The organism is Streptomyces longisporus (assembly GCF_039532765.1).
Taxonomy (GTDB): domain Bacteria; phylum Actinomycetota; class Actinomycetes; order Streptomycetales; family Streptomycetaceae; genus Streptomyces; species Streptomyces longisporus.
The window spans coordinates 295,627-311,748 of record NZ_BAAASG010000028.1; the positions used below are offsets into that span (position 1 = coordinate 295,627).

The following is a 16,122-nucleotide window of genomic DNA, read 5'->3' on the forward strand; positions in this document are numbered from 1 at the left end:
GGACCGAGCCCGAGCAGGACGGAAACGGCGAGCCGGAGCGCCGGGAAAGGCACGGTCGGACAGTGCCTCAAACGCCGTCACATCAGGGAAGGTTGACGCCGACCGGCAACGTTACGTACACCACCACAAAAAGCGCGTGCACGACGGTGACGGCCGCGGGGACGGGGCAGAGGTCGTCGGGTCCGAGGTCGGGGTCGAGCCCGCGGCGGGCGGGGGTGTCGAGCCGGCGGAGCCGGGGACGGTTGCCGACCGGGTCGCCTTGCCGGGGGTCGGGGACGCTTCGTCCTTGCCGTGGGGGGACTTGGACGCCGAGGGCGAGGCGGAGGTGTCCGGGGAGGCCGAGGGCTTGCCGTGGGAGGCACCCGTCCCGCCGTCCCGGGGCCCTGCGGACTCGCTCGGCTCCGCCGTCGAGCGGTCGACCTCGGACGACTCGTTCCCGGCCGCGGACGGGTCGGAGGACGAGGAGAACACCGGCGCGTCCATGCCGAGTTCGGCCAGACTCAGACCACCCGCCGCCAGGACGAAACCCGCCGCGACGAGCAGCGTGCGCTTGCGCCGCCGGCGGTGGAGCGCGGCCTTGCGGTCGCGACGGCTCGCGTCCGTCGCACCGACCGCGCCGGCGGGGCCCCTCCGGCCACCGCGACCCCGCTCGCGGCGGCGCGCGGCACGCCCGTGCGGCTCGTCGCCGTCGCCTTCGTCACCGTCGTGACCGTCGTCGTCAGGATGGGCGTCATCATCGACGGGAGCCACCGGTGCATCATCGTCCACGGGAGCGACGGCGTGATCGTAGGGCTCCGGCTCGTAGGCATCCCAGTACGCGCGCATCTGCTCGACGCGTGTCCCGCACCCCGGACAGGCAAGGGCGCCGTTGAGGTGCCGTTGGCACGGGTGGCAGTAGTCCATGACGCGGGAAGATTAAGTTCCCGGAGGGTCACGTTCCTAGGCACGACTGTGAAGGTTGTGTGGGAAACCAGCCATATCGACGCGACCTCCGGAGTGAACTGGCACACACCGGGGAGTGGCCACCTGGGCAAGAGGCGACGAAACTGGCGAAACCGTTAACCGTCCTACCCATTGACACTCCGCTCGCACCATCCTTACTGTCTGCCCAGCATTTCGAACATGAGCCGAAATCTCGAACATTCGAAGGGTAGCTTCCGTGCGCATCACCGGAATCAGCACGCACGTGGTCGGCACGCCGTGGCGCAACCTGACCTACGTCCTGGTGCACACCGACGAAGGCATCACGGGTGTCGGCGAGACCCGCATGCTGGGCCACACAGACGCGCTGATCGGATACCTGAGAGAGGCCGAGCAGAACCACATTCTCGGCTCGGACTCGTTCGCCGTCGAGGACCTGACCCGCCGCATGAAGTACGGCGACTACGGCCGCGCAGGCGAGATCGTGATGTCCGGCATCGCCGTCGTCGAGATGGCCTGCTGGGACATCAAGGGCAAGGCCCTCGGCGTTCCGGTCTGGCAGCTGCTCGGCGGCAAGGTCACCGACAAGGTGAAGGCCTACGCCAACGGGTGGTACACCACCGAGCGGACGCCCGAGGCGTACCACAAGGCCGCTCAGGGCGTCATGGAGCGCGGTTACCGGGCACTGAAGATCGACCCCTTCGGCACCGGGCACTTCGAGCTCGACCACGAGCAGACCATGTACGCCGTCTCGCTGATCGAGGCCGTACGGGACGCCATCGGCCCCGACTCCGAGCTGATGCTGGAGATGCACGGCCGCTTCTCTCCCTCCACCGCCGTCCGGCTGGCCAAGGAGCTCGCGCCCTTCAAGCCGGCCTGGCTGGAGGAGCCGGTGCCGCCGGAGAACCTCAAGGCGCTGGAGAAGGTCGCCGCGAAGGTGGACATGCCGGTGGCCACGGGCGAGCGCATCCACGACCGGATCGAGTTCCGGGAGCTCTTCGAGAGCCAGGCCGTCGACATCATCCAGCCGGACGTCGGCCACATCGGCGGCATCTGGGAGACCCGCAAGCTCGCCGCGACCGCCGAAACCCACTACATGCTGGTCGCCCCGCACAACGTGGGTGGGCCGGTGCTCACCGCCGCCTCCCTCCAGGTCGGCTTCACCTCCCCGAACTTCAAGATCCTTGAGCACTTCAACGACTTCGCGGACGCCGAGATCAAGAAGGTGGTCAAGGGCGCGCCGCAGGTGAACCCGGAGGACGGCTGCTTCCACCTCTCCGACGCGCCCGGCCTGGGCGTGGAGCTGGACGTGGACGCGGCTGCCGAGTTCCCCCAGCAGCGGGCGCACTTCGACCTGTGGGCCGAGGGCTGGGAGAAGCGGAACCCGAAGGGCGACCAGTGAGCTCCGCCGCCGTCGTCGTCGACGCCCCGGGCACCTTCCACCTGGCCGAGCACACGCCCCGCGACCCCGGTCCGGGCGAGGCGCTGGTGCGGGTGCACGCGAGCGGGATCTGCGGCAGCGACCGGGAGGTGTTCCAGGGCAACCGGCCCGAGGGGTACGTGCGCTATCCGCTCACGCCCGGCCACGAGTGGTCCGGAACGGTGGAGCGGGTCGGCGCCGGGGTCACCGAGACGCTCGTCGGCCGCAAGGTCGTCGGCGAGGGCTTCCGGAACTGCCAGGTGTGCGACCGCTGCCACGCGGGTGAGACCACGCTGTGCAGCGCCGGGTACGAGGAGACCGGGTTCACCCAGCCGGGCGCGATGGCGCCCACGCTCACCCTCCCGGCGAGGCTGCTGCACGTGCTGCCCGACGACGCCGACCTGACGGCGGCGGCCCTGCTGGAGCCGGCCGCCTGCATCGCGGCCGCCGCCCTGAAGGCGAACGCGCAGCCGGGCGAGAAGGTCGCCGTGGTCGGCACCGGCACCCTCGGGATGTTCGCGGTGCAGTTCCTCAAGGCCGTCTCCCCTGTGGAGCTGCTGGTCGTCGGCACCCGCCGGGACCGCGAGGGGCTGTCTCGGCAGTACGGCGCGACCGACTTCCGTACGAAGGACGAGCCGCTCCCGGACGACTTCGACGTCGTCATCGAGACCGCCGGGTCCGCCGATGCCGCGCGGACCTCCGCCGCTCTGCTGCGGCGTGGCGGGCGCCTGGTCCTCACCGGGATCCCGGCGCCGGGTGCGAACGGGCTCGACCCCACGGATCTGGTCGTACGACAGCTGGAGGTGCACTCCGTCTTCGGGGCGCCGCCGGACGCGTGGGCGCACACCGTGCGGGTGTTCGGGGCCGGGTTGCTCGACCCGCTGCCGCTGGTCACGCACGAGCTGCCGCTCGCCGAGTTCCCGCAGGCCATCGAGCTCGTCGGGTCCGGTGATCCGAAGGTCGGCAAGGTCCTCCTTCGCCCCTAGCCGTACGCCGGTACGGGAGCGAACTGACGGCTCCCGCACCGGCGTACACCCAAGCCCCGCACGACTTGAGCCGCGAACTTCGTCCGAAATCTCGAACATTCTAAGGACACCTTGTGACCGACGCTTCCGCCCCGTCAGCCCGTCGACCAGGCGAGCAGGCGCTCGCCGCCCTCGGTCTGAGCGCGCCCGACCTCTCCCCCGCCGACGCCTCGCCCCACACCTTCCCGGGCGGCGGCCGCTGGCGCACCGAGATCCCCTCGTGCGAGGGTCCCGAAGCGCTGGCCGTCGTCCTGAAGGAAGCCTCGCGGCTCGATGTGCCGATCCACCGGATCAGCCAGGGCAGCGGTGTGTGGATGCTGACCGACGCCGAGATCACCGAGATGGTCGAGGCGGCCGGCGAACGTGACATCGAACTCTGCCTGTTCACCGGCCCGCGCGGCACCTGGGACATCGGCGGTTCCACGCGCACCGACTCCCGGGGGGCCGGTCTGCGCGCCCGCGGGCACGACGCCGTCGCCGGGTGCGTCGAAGATGCCGTCCGCGCCACGGAGTTGGGCGTCAAGTGCCTCCTGGTCGCCGACGAGGGCGTGCTGTGGACGCTGCACCGCGCACGCGTCGCCGGGATCATCCCGGCCGACACCACCCTGAAGGTCTCGGCGCTGATCGGGCCGGTCAACCCGGCCGCGTACGCGGTGTACGAGCAGTTGGGCGGCGACTCCATCAACGTGCCCAGCGATCTGACGCTGGATCACCTCACCGAGATCCGGCGGGTGTCCGCCGCCCCCATGGACATGTACATCGAGGCCCCCGACGACCTGGGGGGCTATGTCCGCATGTACGAGGTGGCCGAGCTGATCCGGCGCGGGGCACCGCTGTACCTGAAGTTCGGGCTCTCCAAGGCGCCCGGGATCTACCCGTACGGCAACCACATGCGGGACCTGACGCTGGCCACCGCCAAGGAACGCGTCAGACGTGGTCGGTTGGCCCTCGACCTGCTCGCACGGCACGGAGCCGACGGCGACATGGCGCCCCTCGGCTCGCGGCTGCCCGGCACGCTCAAGCGATTCGACACGTCCGTATAACGTTCAAACAACGCCCCTTCACAGAAGAAGACGGGCTCAAACAGAATCCCACATACCACTCGGTCTCCACACCCGCCGTCCAAGCGTCCTTGCACAGCCGGACCGAGCCTGCCCCACACACATCAAGGATGATGATCATGCCCACTCGCAGAGCCGCACTCGCCGCCGTCGCCGGAGCCGCTTCCCTCGCCCTGACCCTGTCCGCCTGCGGCCAGAGCGGTGCGGGCGGCAGCAAGGAGGACAAGGGCAGTGCCAAGGGCGGCACCATCGGCATCGCGATGCCCACCAAGTCCTCCGAGCGCTGGATCGCCGACGGCAAGAACGTCGTCAAGGACCTGCAGGCCAAGGGCTACAAGACCAAGCTGGTCTACGGCGAGGACGACCCCGACCAGCAGGTCTCGCAGATCGAGAACCTGATCACGCAGGGCGTCAAGGGCCTGATCATCGCGGCCATCGACAACAAGTCGCTGAACAACGTGCTGCAGCAGGCCGCGGACGCCAAGATCCCGGTGATCTCCTACGACCGCCTGATCCTCGGCACGAAGAACGTCGACTACTACGCCTCGTTCGACAACGAGAAGGTCGGCAAGCTCCAGGGCTCCTACATCGTGCAGAAGCTCGGCCTGGACAGCGGCAAGAAGGGCCCGTTCAACATCGAGCTGTTCGCCGGCTCCAACGACGACAACAACACCAAGTACTTCTTCAACGGCGCGATGAGCGTGCTCCAGCCGTACATCGACAAGAAGCAGCTGGTCGTCAAGTCCAAGCAGACCGCGCTCAACCAGGTCACCACGCTGCGCTGGGACGGAGCCACCGCGCAGAAGCGCATGGAGGACATCCTCACCTCGACGTACACCAGCGGCAAGGTCGACGCGGTCCTGTCGCCGTACGACGGCATCTCCATCGGCATCATCGCCGCCCTGAAGTCGGACGGTTACGGCTCGGCCAGCAAGCCGCTGCCCGTCATCACCGGCCAGGACGCCGAGCTCGCCTCGGTGAAGTCGATCATCGCGGGCCAGCAGACGCAGACCGTCTACAAGGACATCCGCAAGCTCGCCAAGGTCGCCTCGACCATGATCGACGACGTCCTCAACGGCAAGAAGCCGGAGATCAACGACACCAAGTCGTACGGCAACGGTGTCAAGACCGTCCCCGCCTACCTGCTGCAGCCGGTGAGCGTCGACAAGACCAACTACACGAAGGAACTGGTCGACACCGGCTACTACACGGCGGACCAGCTGAAGTAGTCCCCTCTGTCGGTGAACGGACCGGCCATTCCTACGGATTGAAAGGGCACACCATGGCGGGACCCGTCCTGGAAATGCGCTCGATCGTCAAGACCTTTCCCGGGGTCAAAGCGCTGTCGGACGTCACGCTGACCGTCCGTCAGGGCGAGGTCCATGCCATCTGCGGCGAGAACGGCGCCGGGAAGTCCACCTTGATGAAGGTGCTCTCCGGCGTCCATCCGCACGGCACCTACGAGGGCGACATCCTCTTCGAGGGTGAGACCTGCGAGTTCAAGGACATCCGGGCGAGCGAGCAGCGCGGCATCGTGATCATCCATCAGGAGCTGGCCCTGGTGCCGTTCCTGTCGATCGCGGAGAACATCTTCCTCGGCAACGAACACGCCTCGGGCGGGTTCATCAACTGGAACGAGACGCTCAAGCACGCCACGGAACTGCTGCGCCGGGTGGGTCTGACCGACCACCCGGAGACCCGGATCGCCGACATCGGCGTGGGCAAGCAGCAGCTGGTGGAGATCGCCAAGGCGCTGTCCAAGAAGGTGAAGCTGCTGATCCTCGACGAGCCGACCGCGGCTCTCAACGACGAGGACAGCGGCAAACTCCTGGAGCTCATCCTGGAGTTGAAGAAGCAGGGCATCACCTCGATCATCATCTCCCACAAGCTGAACGAGATCCGGCGGGTCGCCGACTCGGTGACGATCATCCGCGACGGCAAGTCCATCGAGACCCTGGACGTGAAGTCGGCGGACACCACCGAGGACCGCATCATCTCCGGCATGGTCGGCCGCGACCTCGACAACCGCTTCCCCGAACGCACCGCGTACGAGGGTGAGCTGGACGCGGCACCCGCGCTGGAGATCCGTAACTGGACCGTGCACCACCCGATCGACCAGCAGCGCAAGGTGGTCGACGACGTGTCGATCAACGTGCGGCGCGGGGAGATCGTCGGCATCGCGGGTCTGATGGGCGCGGGCCGCACGGAGCTGGCCATGAGCGTCTTCGGGCGCAGCTACGGCCGGCACGCGGGCGGCACGGTCCTCAAGGACGGCAAGGAGATCCGTACGAAGACCGTCGCGGAGGCGGTCGAGCACGGCATCGCGTACGTCACCGAGGACCGCAAGCACTACGGCCTCAACCTCATCGACAACATCAACCGGAACATCTCGCTGACCGCCCTGGGCAAGGTCGCCAAGCGTGGTGTGGTCGACGAGCACGAGGAGCGGAAGGTCTCCGAGCGCTTCCGCAAGTCCATGAACATCAAGGCGCCGACCGTCTTCGAGACGGTGGGCCGGCTCTCCGGCGGCAACCAGCAGAAGGTCGTCCTCAGCAAGTGGATCTTCGCGGGTCCCGAGGTGCTGATCCTGGACGAGCCGACGCGCGGCATCGACGTGGGCGCCAAGTACGAGATCTACACGGTCATCGACCAGCTGGCCGCGGAGGGCAAGGCGGTCGTCTTCATCTCCTCCGAGCTGCCGGAGCTGCTCGGAATGTGCGACCGCATCTACACCATGGCCGCCGGGCGGCTCACGGGTGAGGTCCCGCGGGCCGAGGCCACGCAGGAAGTGCTGATGCGCCAGATGACGAAGGACAAAGAGGTAACCCGATGAGCACGGATGTGACGGACAAGGTCCCGGCCTCGGCGCCGCCCGGGAAGAGCGGGGGGTCGGCCTCCGGCGAGAACCTGCTGCAGCTGATGCTGGGCGGTCTGCGCCGCAACATGCGGCAGTACGGCATGCTGATCGCGCTCGGCCTGATCGTGGTCCTGTTCCAGGTGTGGACCGGCGGCGACCTGCTGCTGCCGCGCAACGTCTCCAACCTGGTGCTGCAGAACAGCTACATCCTGATCCTCGCCATCGGCATGATGCTGGTGATCATCGCGGGTCATATCGACCTGTCGGTCGGCTCGCTGACGGCGTTCGTGGGCGCTTTCGCGGCCGTGCTGACGGTCAACCATCATGTGGCATGGCCCCTCGCCCTGATGCTGTGTCTGCTGGTGGGCGCTGCCGCCGGCGCGGTGCAAGGGTTCCTGATCGCGTATCTCGGCATACCGTCGTTCATCGTGACCCTCGCGGGCATGCTGCTCTTCCGTGGTCTGACGGAGATCTTCCTGCAGGGCCAGACCCTCGGCCCGTTCCCGAACGGTCTGCAGGACCTCGGCAACGGCTTCCTGCCGGAGGTCGGCCCGAACACCAACTACCACAACCTCACGCTGCTGCTGGGCTTCGTCCTGCTGGCGTTCGTGGTCTACCAGGAGGTCCGCGACCGCAAGCGCCAGCAGGAGTTCTCGCTGGACGTGCTGCCGCGCAACGCCTTCCTGCTGAAGCTGGTCGCCATCGCCGCCGCGATCCTCGCGGTCACGATGCTGCTCGCCAGCTACCAGGGCGCCCCGATCATCCTGATCGTCCTCGGTGTGCTGGTGGTCGGCTACGGCTACGTCATGCGCAACGCGGTCTTCGGCCGGCACATCTACGCCATCGGCGGCAACCTGCCGGCGGCGAAGCTGTCCGGCGTCAAGGACAAGAAGGTCACCTTCCTCGTCTTCCTGAACATGGGCGTGCTCGCGGCCCTGGCGGGTCTGGTGGTCGCCGCCCGCCTGAACGCGGCGTCTCCGAAGGCGGGCCTGAACTTCGAACTCGAGGCGATCGCCTCGTCGTTCATCGGTGGCGCGTCCATGAGCGGCGGTGTCGGCACCGTCCTCGGCGCGATCATCGGTGGTCTCGTCCTCGGTGTGCTGAACAACGGCATGAACCTGCTCAGTGTCGGCACCGACTGGCAGCAGGTCATCAAGGGCCTCGCCCTGCTCGCCGCGGTCGGGTTCGACGTGTGGAACAAGCGCAAGTCCGGCTCGTAGACCGAAGTGACCGGATCGGGCCCCGCCGCACGGCGGGGCCCTTCCCGTGGGAGGAGAGGCAGGACCGGTGAAATCGCTCTTCGGCAAGCTCGCCGACGGCACGGAAATCCACCGCTGGTCGCTGGAGAACGGCGGCACCCGGCTGAAGGTCCTGAACTGGGGCGGTGTGGTCCAGGCTCTGGAGATCCCGGACCGGCGCGGCCACTACGGCAACGTCTGCCTGGGCTTCGACACCGTCGACGACTACGTCGCCGAGTCCCCGTACTTCGGGGCCCTGATCGGCCGCTACGGCAACCGCATGGCCAAGGGCCGGTTCACCCTGGACGGCAAGACCTACCAGCTGTCCGTGAACGACGGTGTCAACAGCCTGCACGGCGGCGAGCAGGGCTTCGACAAGCACATCTGGGACGTCGAGCCGTTCGCCGAGGGCTCCGACGTCGGTCTGGTGCTGCACCACACCAGCAGCGACGGCGAGATGGGCTACCCGGGCACCCTCAAGGCGAAGGTGACGTACACCCTCACCGGGCAGGGCGACTGGATCATCGACTACGAGGCCACCACCGACAAGGCCACCGTCGTCAACCTCACCAGCCACGTCTACTGGAACCTCGCCGGCGAGGGCAGCGGCACCATCGAGGACCACGAGCTCACGATCGAGGCCTCCCGCTACACGCCCACCGACTCGGGCCTCATCCCGACCGGCGAACTGGCGGAGGTGGCCGGCACCCCCTTCGACTTCCGCGAGACCAAGCCGATCGGCCGCGACATCCGCGACGGCCACGTCCAGCAGATGCAGGCCAAGGGCTACGACCACAACTGGGTCCTGGACAAGGGCATCACGTCCGAGCCCGAGCACGTCGCCACCCTGCGCGACCCGCGCTCCGGCCGCACCCTGAAGATCGCCACCGACCAGCCGGGGCTGCAGTTCTACTCCGGCAACTTCCTCGACGGCACGCTCACCGGCACCGGCGGCAGGACCTACCGCCAGGGTGACGGTCTGTGCCTGGAGACGCAGCACTTCCCGGACTCGCCGAACCATGCGGACTTCCCGTCGACGGTGCTGCGGCCGGGGCAGACGTATCGGACGCGGACCGTCCATACGTTCAGCGCGTAGCACTCCTCTGAGTTCCACGGCCGGACGCGACAAGAGACGCCCTGGTTCCCGAACTCACACCTCTTTCACATGCGTTGAACGACGCCACCCCAGCCCCCGTATCTAAGGGCGGCCCGTGCTCCCCCGCGCGGGCCACCCAAACGCGACGGGCCCGGTCGTCCCTGCCGGGCCCGCCCCATACGGAGGTTCCATGGCCGACAATGTCACCTCGCTGTTCCGCGGCGACGCGGCACACAGCCCGTCGATGGCGGCGCTGGCGCGGCAGGGCGGCGACGGGACCGGCCCCGTGGACTTCTGCATCCCCTGCAATCCGTACTTCCCCACCCCGGCCATGTTCGAGGAGATGTCGGCCCGCCTGCGCGACATCGTCACGTACTACCCGAGCAGCGCCGACACGATCACCGCCGAGCTGTGCACCCTGCTGCAGCTCCCGCCGCAGTGCGTGGCGATGGGCAACGGCTCGACCGAGCTGATCACCTGGATCGACCACCTGATGGTCCGCGAGTCCCTCGCCATCCCCGTCCCCACCTTCGGACGCTGGACCGACCAGCCGATGGAGACCGGCAAGCGGGTCGACATGTTCCCGCTGCAGGAGTCCAGCGGCTTCGCCCTGGACCTCGCCAAGTACGCCGAGTTCATCCGGGCCCGCGGCACCCGCGTCGCCGTCGTCTGCAACCCGAACAACCCCGACGGCGGCTTTCTGCACCGGCAGTCCCTCGTGCAGTTCATGGACGCGATGGCCGACCTGGATCTGATCGTCATCGACGAGTCGTTCCTGGAGTTCGCGGACGCCGAGGCCGAACCCTCGGTCGTCCAGGAGGCGATGATCCGCCCGAACGTCGTGGTGCTGCGCAGCCTCGGCAAGAACTTCGGCCTGCACGGCATACGGTTCGGCTACCTGGTCGCCAACCCGGCGCTGGCCGGCCGGGTCCGCGCCATGCTCCCGAAGTGGAACCTCAACGCCTTCGCCGAGTACGTGGTGTTCATGCTCAAGGAGCACGGCGCCGAGTACGCGCAGAGCCTCCACCAGGTGCGCCGTGACCGCCTGGACATGGCCAGCCAGCTCTCCGCCCTCCCCGGCCTCACGGTCTACCCCTCCCAGGGCAACTTCCTCTTCGTGCGCCTCCCCGTGGGCGCAGAAGGCACCGTGGTCCGGGACCGGATGCTCACCGAGCACCGGATCCTGGTCCGCGAGTGCGGCAACAAGATCGGTTCGTCCAGCCGCTTCCTGCGACTCGTGGTGCGCCCCCAGGTGGATGTGCGTCGCCTGGTGTCCGGCCTGGAACAGGTGCTCTACGGGACCAGGAGGGGAGCCGCCGTACCCGAGCTGGGCACCGGGACCAGCTACAGCTCGGGTACGGCGGCCGTGGACCGCCTGGTCAGCGCCACCAACGGGGCGGGCATGGCGCTTGCCGCGATGGCCTCCGGCGGTTCGGTGGGGGGTGGGGCGCCGATGCCCATGCCCATGCCGGCGGCTGCGCAGGCCCCGATGCCGGCGGTGGCCCAGGCGGGGCCCCAGCCGGTCGGCTACCCCGCCCAGACGCCGATGCAGCCGGTACCGGCCCCGGCCCCGATGCAGCAGCCGGCCCCGGCGCCCATGCCCACTCCGGTGCCCGCTCCAGCCCCGGGTCCGACCCCGCCCGGCGTCCCCGCCCGCGGTGGCCTCACGGCGGCCCAGGTACGGGGTACGACCGGTCCCGCCCCGGGCCTCACCCCTGCCCCGGCAACGGGCTGGCCGAACGCCCAGAGCTGGCCGAACGCGGCCGGGATGGGACAAGCGGGCTAGTCGTCGTAGGGGCGCGGGGAACTGCGCGACAAGCCACGACGCACCCGCAGGGGCAGATCGACCTCCGCGCGTACGGTCTTCCCGGGCGGCTCACGGTCCGCGATCTCCCAGCGGTCGGCGAGCGCGTCGACGAGGACGAGCCCGCGTCCGTGCTCTTCGAGCGGACGCGGAGTCGGTACGGCGCCGGGTGCGGGCGGCCGCAGTTCGGCACGGGTGTCGGTGACCTCGATGCGGACGCTGCCGGTCACGAGCAAGAGCCGCAGCTCGAAGTCCCGCCCCGGGACGCGCCCATGGGTGACGGCATTGGCGGCGAGCTCGCCGACGATCACCGCGACCGCCTCGGAGGCGTCACTGCCGTACGGGACGCCCCATTCGGCCAGCTGATCCACGGCGAGGTGGCGGGCCAGACGGGCGCCACGCGGGGTGGAACTCAGACGCTGGGCGAACGTACGCGGGGTGATCGGGAGTTGGGGGGTGAGCGGTGCGGTCATGACCCCAATCTGAGGGGTGAGCCCGGGACTTCACCAGGTAGGGCGCGCGTACTCCGCCGCAGCGTACGCGGTCACGGACTGGACAGTACTTGTGACTGTCCGTAACCATGATCCCGGGAGGTGACCGACTGTGGTCGATGGTGGCGGTGAGCCGGAGTCGTCGGACAGCATGCGGACGTTCGGGGCGGTGCATCAGGCTTTGCGTGAGCACGCCGGGATCAGCCGGGAGGAGTACGCCGATCTGGTGCGGTTCTCCAAACACACGGTGGCGTCCGTGGAGTTGGGGAGGCGCATGCCGGACCCGGCGTTCGTGGAACGGGCGGAAGAGCTGCTGGGCAACACGGGCGCGCTGCGCAAGGCGCTGCCGACGCTGGCTCGGCAGCCGGGGTTGGCGGCCTGGTTTCGGCGGTGGGCGCGGTTGGAGCAGCTGGCGATCACCTTGTACACGTACGAATGCCGCATGGTGCCGGGGCTGTTGCAGACGGAGGCCTATGCAAGGGCTTTGTTCGCCGGTCAGCTGCCGCCGCTGGACGACCCCCAGATCGAGGAGCGGTGGTGCGCGCGGGCGGAGCGGCAGAGGTTGCTGCGGGAACGGCCCAACACGACGTTCAGCTTCATCCTGGAGGAGCATCTGTTCCTCCGGCGGACGGGCGGGGTGGAGGTCACCCGGGAGCTCATCGAACACGTCCTGCACGTCGGGGAGTTGCGGAACGTCGAGATCCAGATCATGCCTCTGACTCACGGGACCCATGCCGGACTGGCGGGCCCCGTCCAACTGCTGGAAACGCCCGAGAACCAGTGGTTCGCGTACAACGAAGGACAGCGCGGCGGCCTGTTCGTCAGCGACCCGAAAGAGATCAGCGTCCTCCAGAGGCGGTATGCCAGGATGCGTTCGCAGGCTCTCACCCTCGAAGACTCCGTGAGCCTGTTGGAGCGGATGCGAGGAGCGCTATGAGCAGCGGCGAACTGGCCTGGTTCAAGTCGAGCTACAGCAGCAGCGGAGACGGCGACTGCGTCGAGGTGGCCCTCTCCTGGCACAAGTCGAGCTACAGCAGCGGCGGCGATGGCGACTGCGTCGAGATCGCCGCCTGTCCCCACACCATCCACATCCGCGACTCCAAGAACAAACAGGGCCCCCAGCTCGCCGTATCTCCCACCGCCTGGGCCCGCTTCCTCGGCCTCGCGGACGACGAACTCGACGTTCCGTAACCCGTACGAACAGGGGTGGTCCGTGCTGCGGCCCACCCCTGCCCTCAGCGCGTCAGGACGCCGGGCACTCCTTCCACGCCATGTGGTACACCGTGCTGATGTTCCCGTCGGTCGAGTCCATGGTCATGAAGCTGACCTTGCCCGGGTTCGCGGTTCCCGCGTTCACTCTCAGCTCGGTGTTGATGTTGAAGTTGCGCTCGACTCCGCAGGGCGCCCAGACCAGTTGGGCCCAGTCGGTGGAGTCGGTGGCCTGCCAGTCGTCGTTGTACGTGCCGCTGAACGGGTGGGTCTTGGGCACCGTGTTCGAGGAGCCCTGGAAGTAGTACGAGGCCTTCTGCGTCGCGGACGCGCCGGGCTGGAGCGAGAGGAAGCCCCGGTAGTCGGCGCTGGCGATGGCGTAGGTGAAGCCCTGGGGGACGTGCACGATGAGGTTGAGCTGGCAGTTCTTGCGGAACGCCGTGGGGTCGGAGTTGCCGCCGGCCTGGGCGAGGTACTGGCTGTAGGTCACCGTGAAGGCCGTGTTGTCCGGGGAGACGGCGACGGCCGCCGTGCCCTGGGGACAGCCGGAGCCGTTCACGGTCGCCACGTCGATGACGATCTTGTCCGGGGGCGGGTTGTCGAACACCCCGGACGAGTTGTGCGCGGGTATCGCGGTGGTGAGCAGAGCGGCGACCGCGCCGCCCAGAAGGAGTGCACCAGGCATGGTCTTCTCCGGTTCTGTGAGTGGGGGGTGGCTCACCCCGGCCGGCCCGGAGCCCTTTGAAGAAACCATGGGGATCCTGTGAAGGCGCGAGGCGATCGCATCGTAGGGAGGCGCACGCGAACCCGTCAGGGCGAACTCAAGCCATTCACAGACAGGGATTTCACAGCAACGGTTCGATGATCTTCGCGAGTCGTGCTTCCGTCACGGCTCCCATCCGCACCGCCGCCACCTTCCCCGAAGAGTCGACGACGATCGTGAATGGCAGCCCCTGTGTGGTCACCACGCCCCGCGGCAGCCTCAACAGCTGCTTGCCCGACGGGTCGTGCAGGGAGGGGTAGTCCAGCCGGTACTGCTTCTGGAAGGCGAGACCGGCGCCCCGGCCGCCGTCGTTGTCGAGACCCAGTACGCGCAGCCCGCGGGCGCCGTACTTCTGCTGGATCCTCTTCAGCTCGGGCGCCTCCGCCCGGCAGGGACCGCAGTAGGAGGCCCACGCGTTGATCAGGACGACCTTGCCCCGGTAGTCGGACAGGCTGACCGTCCTACCCTCAAGGGAGGGCCCGGAAAGGTTCGGGACGGCAGGTCGCTCGCCCTCCTTCCAGGTCCTGATCAGCGGATCCCCGGGGCTGGTGTCGCTGATCGGCGCCGGGGAGGAGCAGCCGGCGAGGACCGCCGCACAGGCCGCCGCCACCGCCGCGTACATGAATCGGGTCTTCGTCATCGGCCGGCCAGTCCCCCGTGCAGTTCGTCCGTCCCCGTCCTGCTGAGGACGACCTCCAGGCTTCCCGACCGCCAGCCGGACAGCAGCCACGCGGCGGGCAGTTGGAGCGTGTACAGCGCGACGATCGCCATGACGAACGCCCAGTCCGCCGGTGCGCCGTCGCCTTCGGCCCACGCCGACACGCCCCAGCAGAGCAGCAGCGCCGCCAGGTAGACGGACCCGTCGACCAGCGTCACGCGCCAGCGCGGCAGGGGCGCCAGAAGACGCCGGGCCAGCACCAGGGAGACGGTCGCGGCGCCCACGAAGACCGCGTGCCACGGGTTCTTCCACCAGAAGTCGGCCCAGCCCCCGACACTCCCGCCGGGCGCGGCCTGCCAGGCCAGGTCCACCCCGGCTCCGACCAGCCAGGACAGGACGACGACGGTGAGCGCGTACGAGACGGCGCCCCGCCAAGTGACGGTCACGTCACTCCCCCTTTCACCGGCGGGCCCCAACTGCGGCCCGCCACACGGTCATTGTCCTCCGCGGCACCGCGGGGGCCCGGTCCGGGGTCGGCGGCGGACTGTCCTAACGTTTCGTCCATGCCGTCGATACGTCTGCGCCCGACCCGCCTCACCCTGGCCGTGGGCGCCTGCGTCCTCGCCGGCGGTGCCGCCCTCGCCGCCCACAGCTTCGCCTACACCGACGCCGACGCCGGCGTACGCCCCGCCAGGTTCTCCGGCGCGCCGCACTGCCACCGCATCGCCGACAGCGCCCCGGCCTCCCTCGGCGGCCTGTCCCGCCAGGACAGCAGCCTTCCCGGGATCGCCGTCTGGGGGGACCGTGACATCGTGCTGCGCTGCGGAGTCGCGCCTCCGGGCGTCACCGCCGACCCGTGTTTCGCGGTCGACGGCGTGGACTGGGTCATGGATCTCGCGCAGTCCACGGACACCAGGAAGGTGATCGTCACCTACGGGCGCGACCCGGCGACCCAGGTCGTCTTCGACGGTTCGAGCCAGACCGACGCGGCCCTGATCGACCTCTCCCGGACCGTCGCCTCCGTCCGGCAGACGTCCCACTGCATCAAGCGCGACTGACCTGCTACGGGTTCTCCCAGGCCGCCGGCTCCGCCGCCAGCTCCCGTACCGGTTCGGGCAGGGCGTCGGCCGCGATGTCCGCGATGGTGACGCCCTCCAGGATGCGGCGGACGTTGGCGCGCAGCGCGATCCACAGCGGCAGCAGCGGCTGCGCGGAGCCCGTGTACTCCAGGCCCGTGGGCCGCTCCCCGCGTACGGACACGATCGGGCCGTCGACCGCCCGGATCACATCCGCGACCGTGATCCGCGCGGCCTCGCGGGCCAGCCGGTAGCCGCCGCCTCCCCCGCGCCGGCTGTCGACGATGCCACCGCGCCGCAGATCGCCGAGGATCCCCTCCAGGAACTTGTGCGGGATGTCCTGCACGGCGGCGATGGCCTCCGCCTTCACGGGCCCGTCGTCCTGCCGGACCGCAAGTTCAAGAACCGCCCGTACCGCGTAATCCGCCCGTGCCGAGATCCTCATACGACCATTGTGCTGGGTGCGGCCGTACACAATGACCTCGCACGATGACCTCACACGC

General features: G+C 68.9%; 16 protein-coding genes and 1 pseudogene. 11 read left to right on the forward strand and 6 right to left on the reverse strand.

Going from position 1 to position 16,122, the window contains the following annotated elements; all coding sequences use genetic code 11:
- Nucleotides 1–111: 111 nt before the first annotated feature.
- The gene (locus ABD355_RS42350; RefSeq protein WP_425585858.1) at nucleotides 112–903 is read right to left on the reverse strand and encodes an SCO2400 family protein; all 792 of its coding nucleotides are present in this window, start codon (nucleotides 901–903) and stop codon (nucleotides 112–114) included.
- 256 nt (nucleotides 904–1,159) lie between these two features.
- Here ABD355_RS42350 and ABD355_RS42355 point away from each other — a divergent pair, with 256 nt between their 5' ends.
- The 8 genes and pseudogenes from ABD355_RS42355 to ABD355_RS42390 all read left to right on the forward strand — a co-directional run bounded on the left by ABD355_RS42355 (nucleotide 1,160) and on the right by ABD355_RS42390 (nucleotide 11,404).
- The gene (locus ABD355_RS42355) at nucleotides 1,160–2,323 is read left to right on the forward strand and encodes a mandelate racemase/muconate lactonizing enzyme family protein (protein WP_344406615.1); all 1,164 of its coding nucleotides are present in this window, start codon (nucleotides 1,160–1,162) and stop codon (nucleotides 2,321–2,323) included.
- Nucleotides 2,320–3,327, forward strand: a complete 1,008-nt coding sequence (locus ABD355_RS42360) for a zinc-dependent alcohol dehydrogenase (protein WP_425585859.1) — start codon at nucleotides 2,320–2,322, stop codon at nucleotides 3,325–3,327. Before ABD355_RS42355 ends, ABD355_RS42360 begins: the two co-directional genes overlap by 4 nt.
- 113 nt (nucleotides 3,328–3,440) lie before the next feature.
- A complete protein-coding gene (locus ABD355_RS42365) occupies nucleotides 3,441–4,409 on the forward strand; it encodes a hypothetical protein (protein ID WP_344406616.1) in 969 nt (322 codons plus the stop codon).
- 137 nt (nucleotides 4,410–4,546) lie between these two features.
- Complete coding sequence (chvE, locus tag ABD355_RS42370; protein ID WP_344406618.1) at nucleotides 4,547–5,656, forward strand: multiple monosaccharide ABC transporter substrate-binding protein; 1,110 nt, start codon at nucleotides 4,547–4,549, stop codon at nucleotides 5,654–5,656.
- A 53-nt stretch (nucleotides 5,657–5,709) separates the two neighbouring features.
- Nucleotides 5,710–7,260 (forward strand): multiple monosaccharide ABC transporter ATP-binding protein, encoded by a 1,551-nt coding sequence (gene mmsA / locus ABD355_RS42375; protein WP_344406619.1) that lies wholly within the window; start codon nucleotides 5,710–5,712, stop codon nucleotides 7,258–7,260.
- On the forward strand, nucleotides 7,257–8,504 hold the full coding sequence (mmsB, locus tag ABD355_RS42380) for a multiple monosaccharide ABC transporter permease (RefSeq protein WP_344406620.1): 1,248 nt from the start codon (nucleotides 7,257–7,259) through the stop codon (nucleotides 8,502–8,504). Before mmsA ends, mmsB begins: the two co-directional genes overlap by 4 nt.
- Nucleotides 8,505–8,562: 58 nt before the next feature.
- Nucleotides 8,563–9,618: pseudogene (locus ABD355_RS42385) on the forward strand (aldose epimerase family protein); the annotation flags it as partial.
- Nucleotides 9,619–9,808: 190 nt separating this feature from the next.
- Nucleotides 9,809–11,404: a pyridoxal phosphate-dependent aminotransferase gene (locus ABD355_RS42390; RefSeq protein WP_344406623.1), complete on the forward strand. Its 1,596-nt coding sequence runs from the start codon at nucleotides 9,809–9,811 to the stop codon at nucleotides 11,402–11,404.
- Here ABD355_RS42390 and ABD355_RS42395 read toward each other — a convergent pair.
- The gene (locus tag ABD355_RS42395) at nucleotides 11,401–11,895 is read right to left on the reverse strand and encodes an ATP-binding protein (protein WP_344406624.1); all 495 of its coding nucleotides are present in this window, start codon (nucleotides 11,893–11,895) and stop codon (nucleotides 11,401–11,403) included. The two genes, ABD355_RS42390 and ABD355_RS42395, sit on opposite strands and share 4 nt — an antisense overlap.
- A gap of 169 nt (nucleotides 11,896–12,064) precedes the next feature.
- On the opposite strand from ABD355_RS42395, the gene ABD355_RS42400 reads away from it, so the two are divergent.
- Both ABD355_RS42400 and ABD355_RS42405 read left to right on the forward strand, forming a co-directional pair.
- Nucleotides 12,065–12,850 carry a helix-turn-helix domain-containing protein gene (locus tag ABD355_RS42400; RefSeq protein WP_344406625.1) on the forward strand — a complete coding sequence of 262 codons (786 nt, stop codon included), beginning with the start codon at nucleotides 12,065–12,067 and terminating at the stop codon, nucleotides 12,848–12,850.
- Entirely contained in the window at nucleotides 12,847–13,104 is a 258-nt protein-coding gene (locus tag ABD355_RS42405) for a DUF397 domain-containing protein (RefSeq protein ID WP_344406627.1), read from the forward strand. The genes ABD355_RS42400 and ABD355_RS42405 overlap by 4 nt, the downstream gene beginning before the upstream one ends.
- 52 nt (nucleotides 13,105–13,156) lie before the next feature.
- Here the strand turns inward: ABD355_RS42405 and ABD355_RS42410 are convergent, their stop codons facing one another.
- From ABD355_RS42410 to ABD355_RS42420, 3 genes are all read right to left on the reverse strand, one after another.
- Entirely contained in the window at nucleotides 13,157–13,807 is a 651-nt protein-coding gene (locus ABD355_RS42410) for a DUF4360 domain-containing protein (protein WP_344406628.1), read from the reverse strand.
- A gap of 160 nt (nucleotides 13,808–13,967) precedes the next feature.
- Entirely contained in the window at nucleotides 13,968–14,525 is a 558-nt protein-coding gene (locus ABD355_RS42415) for a TlpA family protein disulfide reductase (protein WP_344406629.1), read from the reverse strand.
- Nucleotides 14,522–14,989 carry a hypothetical protein gene (locus ABD355_RS42420; protein WP_344406630.1) on the reverse strand — a complete coding sequence of 156 codons (468 nt, stop codon included), beginning with the start codon at nucleotides 14,987–14,989 and terminating at the stop codon, nucleotides 14,522–14,524. The genes ABD355_RS42415 and ABD355_RS42420 overlap by 4 nt, the downstream gene beginning before the upstream one ends.
- A 117-nt stretch (nucleotides 14,990–15,106) precedes the next feature.
- Here ABD355_RS42420 and ABD355_RS42425 point away from each other — a divergent pair, with 117 nt between their 5' ends.
- Entirely contained in the window at nucleotides 15,107–15,601 is a 495-nt protein-coding gene (locus ABD355_RS42425; RefSeq protein ID WP_344406632.1) for a DUF3515 family protein, read from the forward strand.
- Between the two features lie 4 nt (nucleotides 15,602–15,605).
- On the opposite strand, the gene ABD355_RS42430 is transcribed toward ABD355_RS42425, so the two are convergent.
- Nucleotides 15,606–16,064, reverse strand: coding sequence for an RrF2 family transcriptional regulator (locus ABD355_RS42430; protein WP_344406633.1), 459 nt, complete (start codon nucleotides 16,062–16,064; stop codon nucleotides 15,606–15,608).
- Nucleotides 16,065–16,122: the final 58 nt, after the last annotated feature.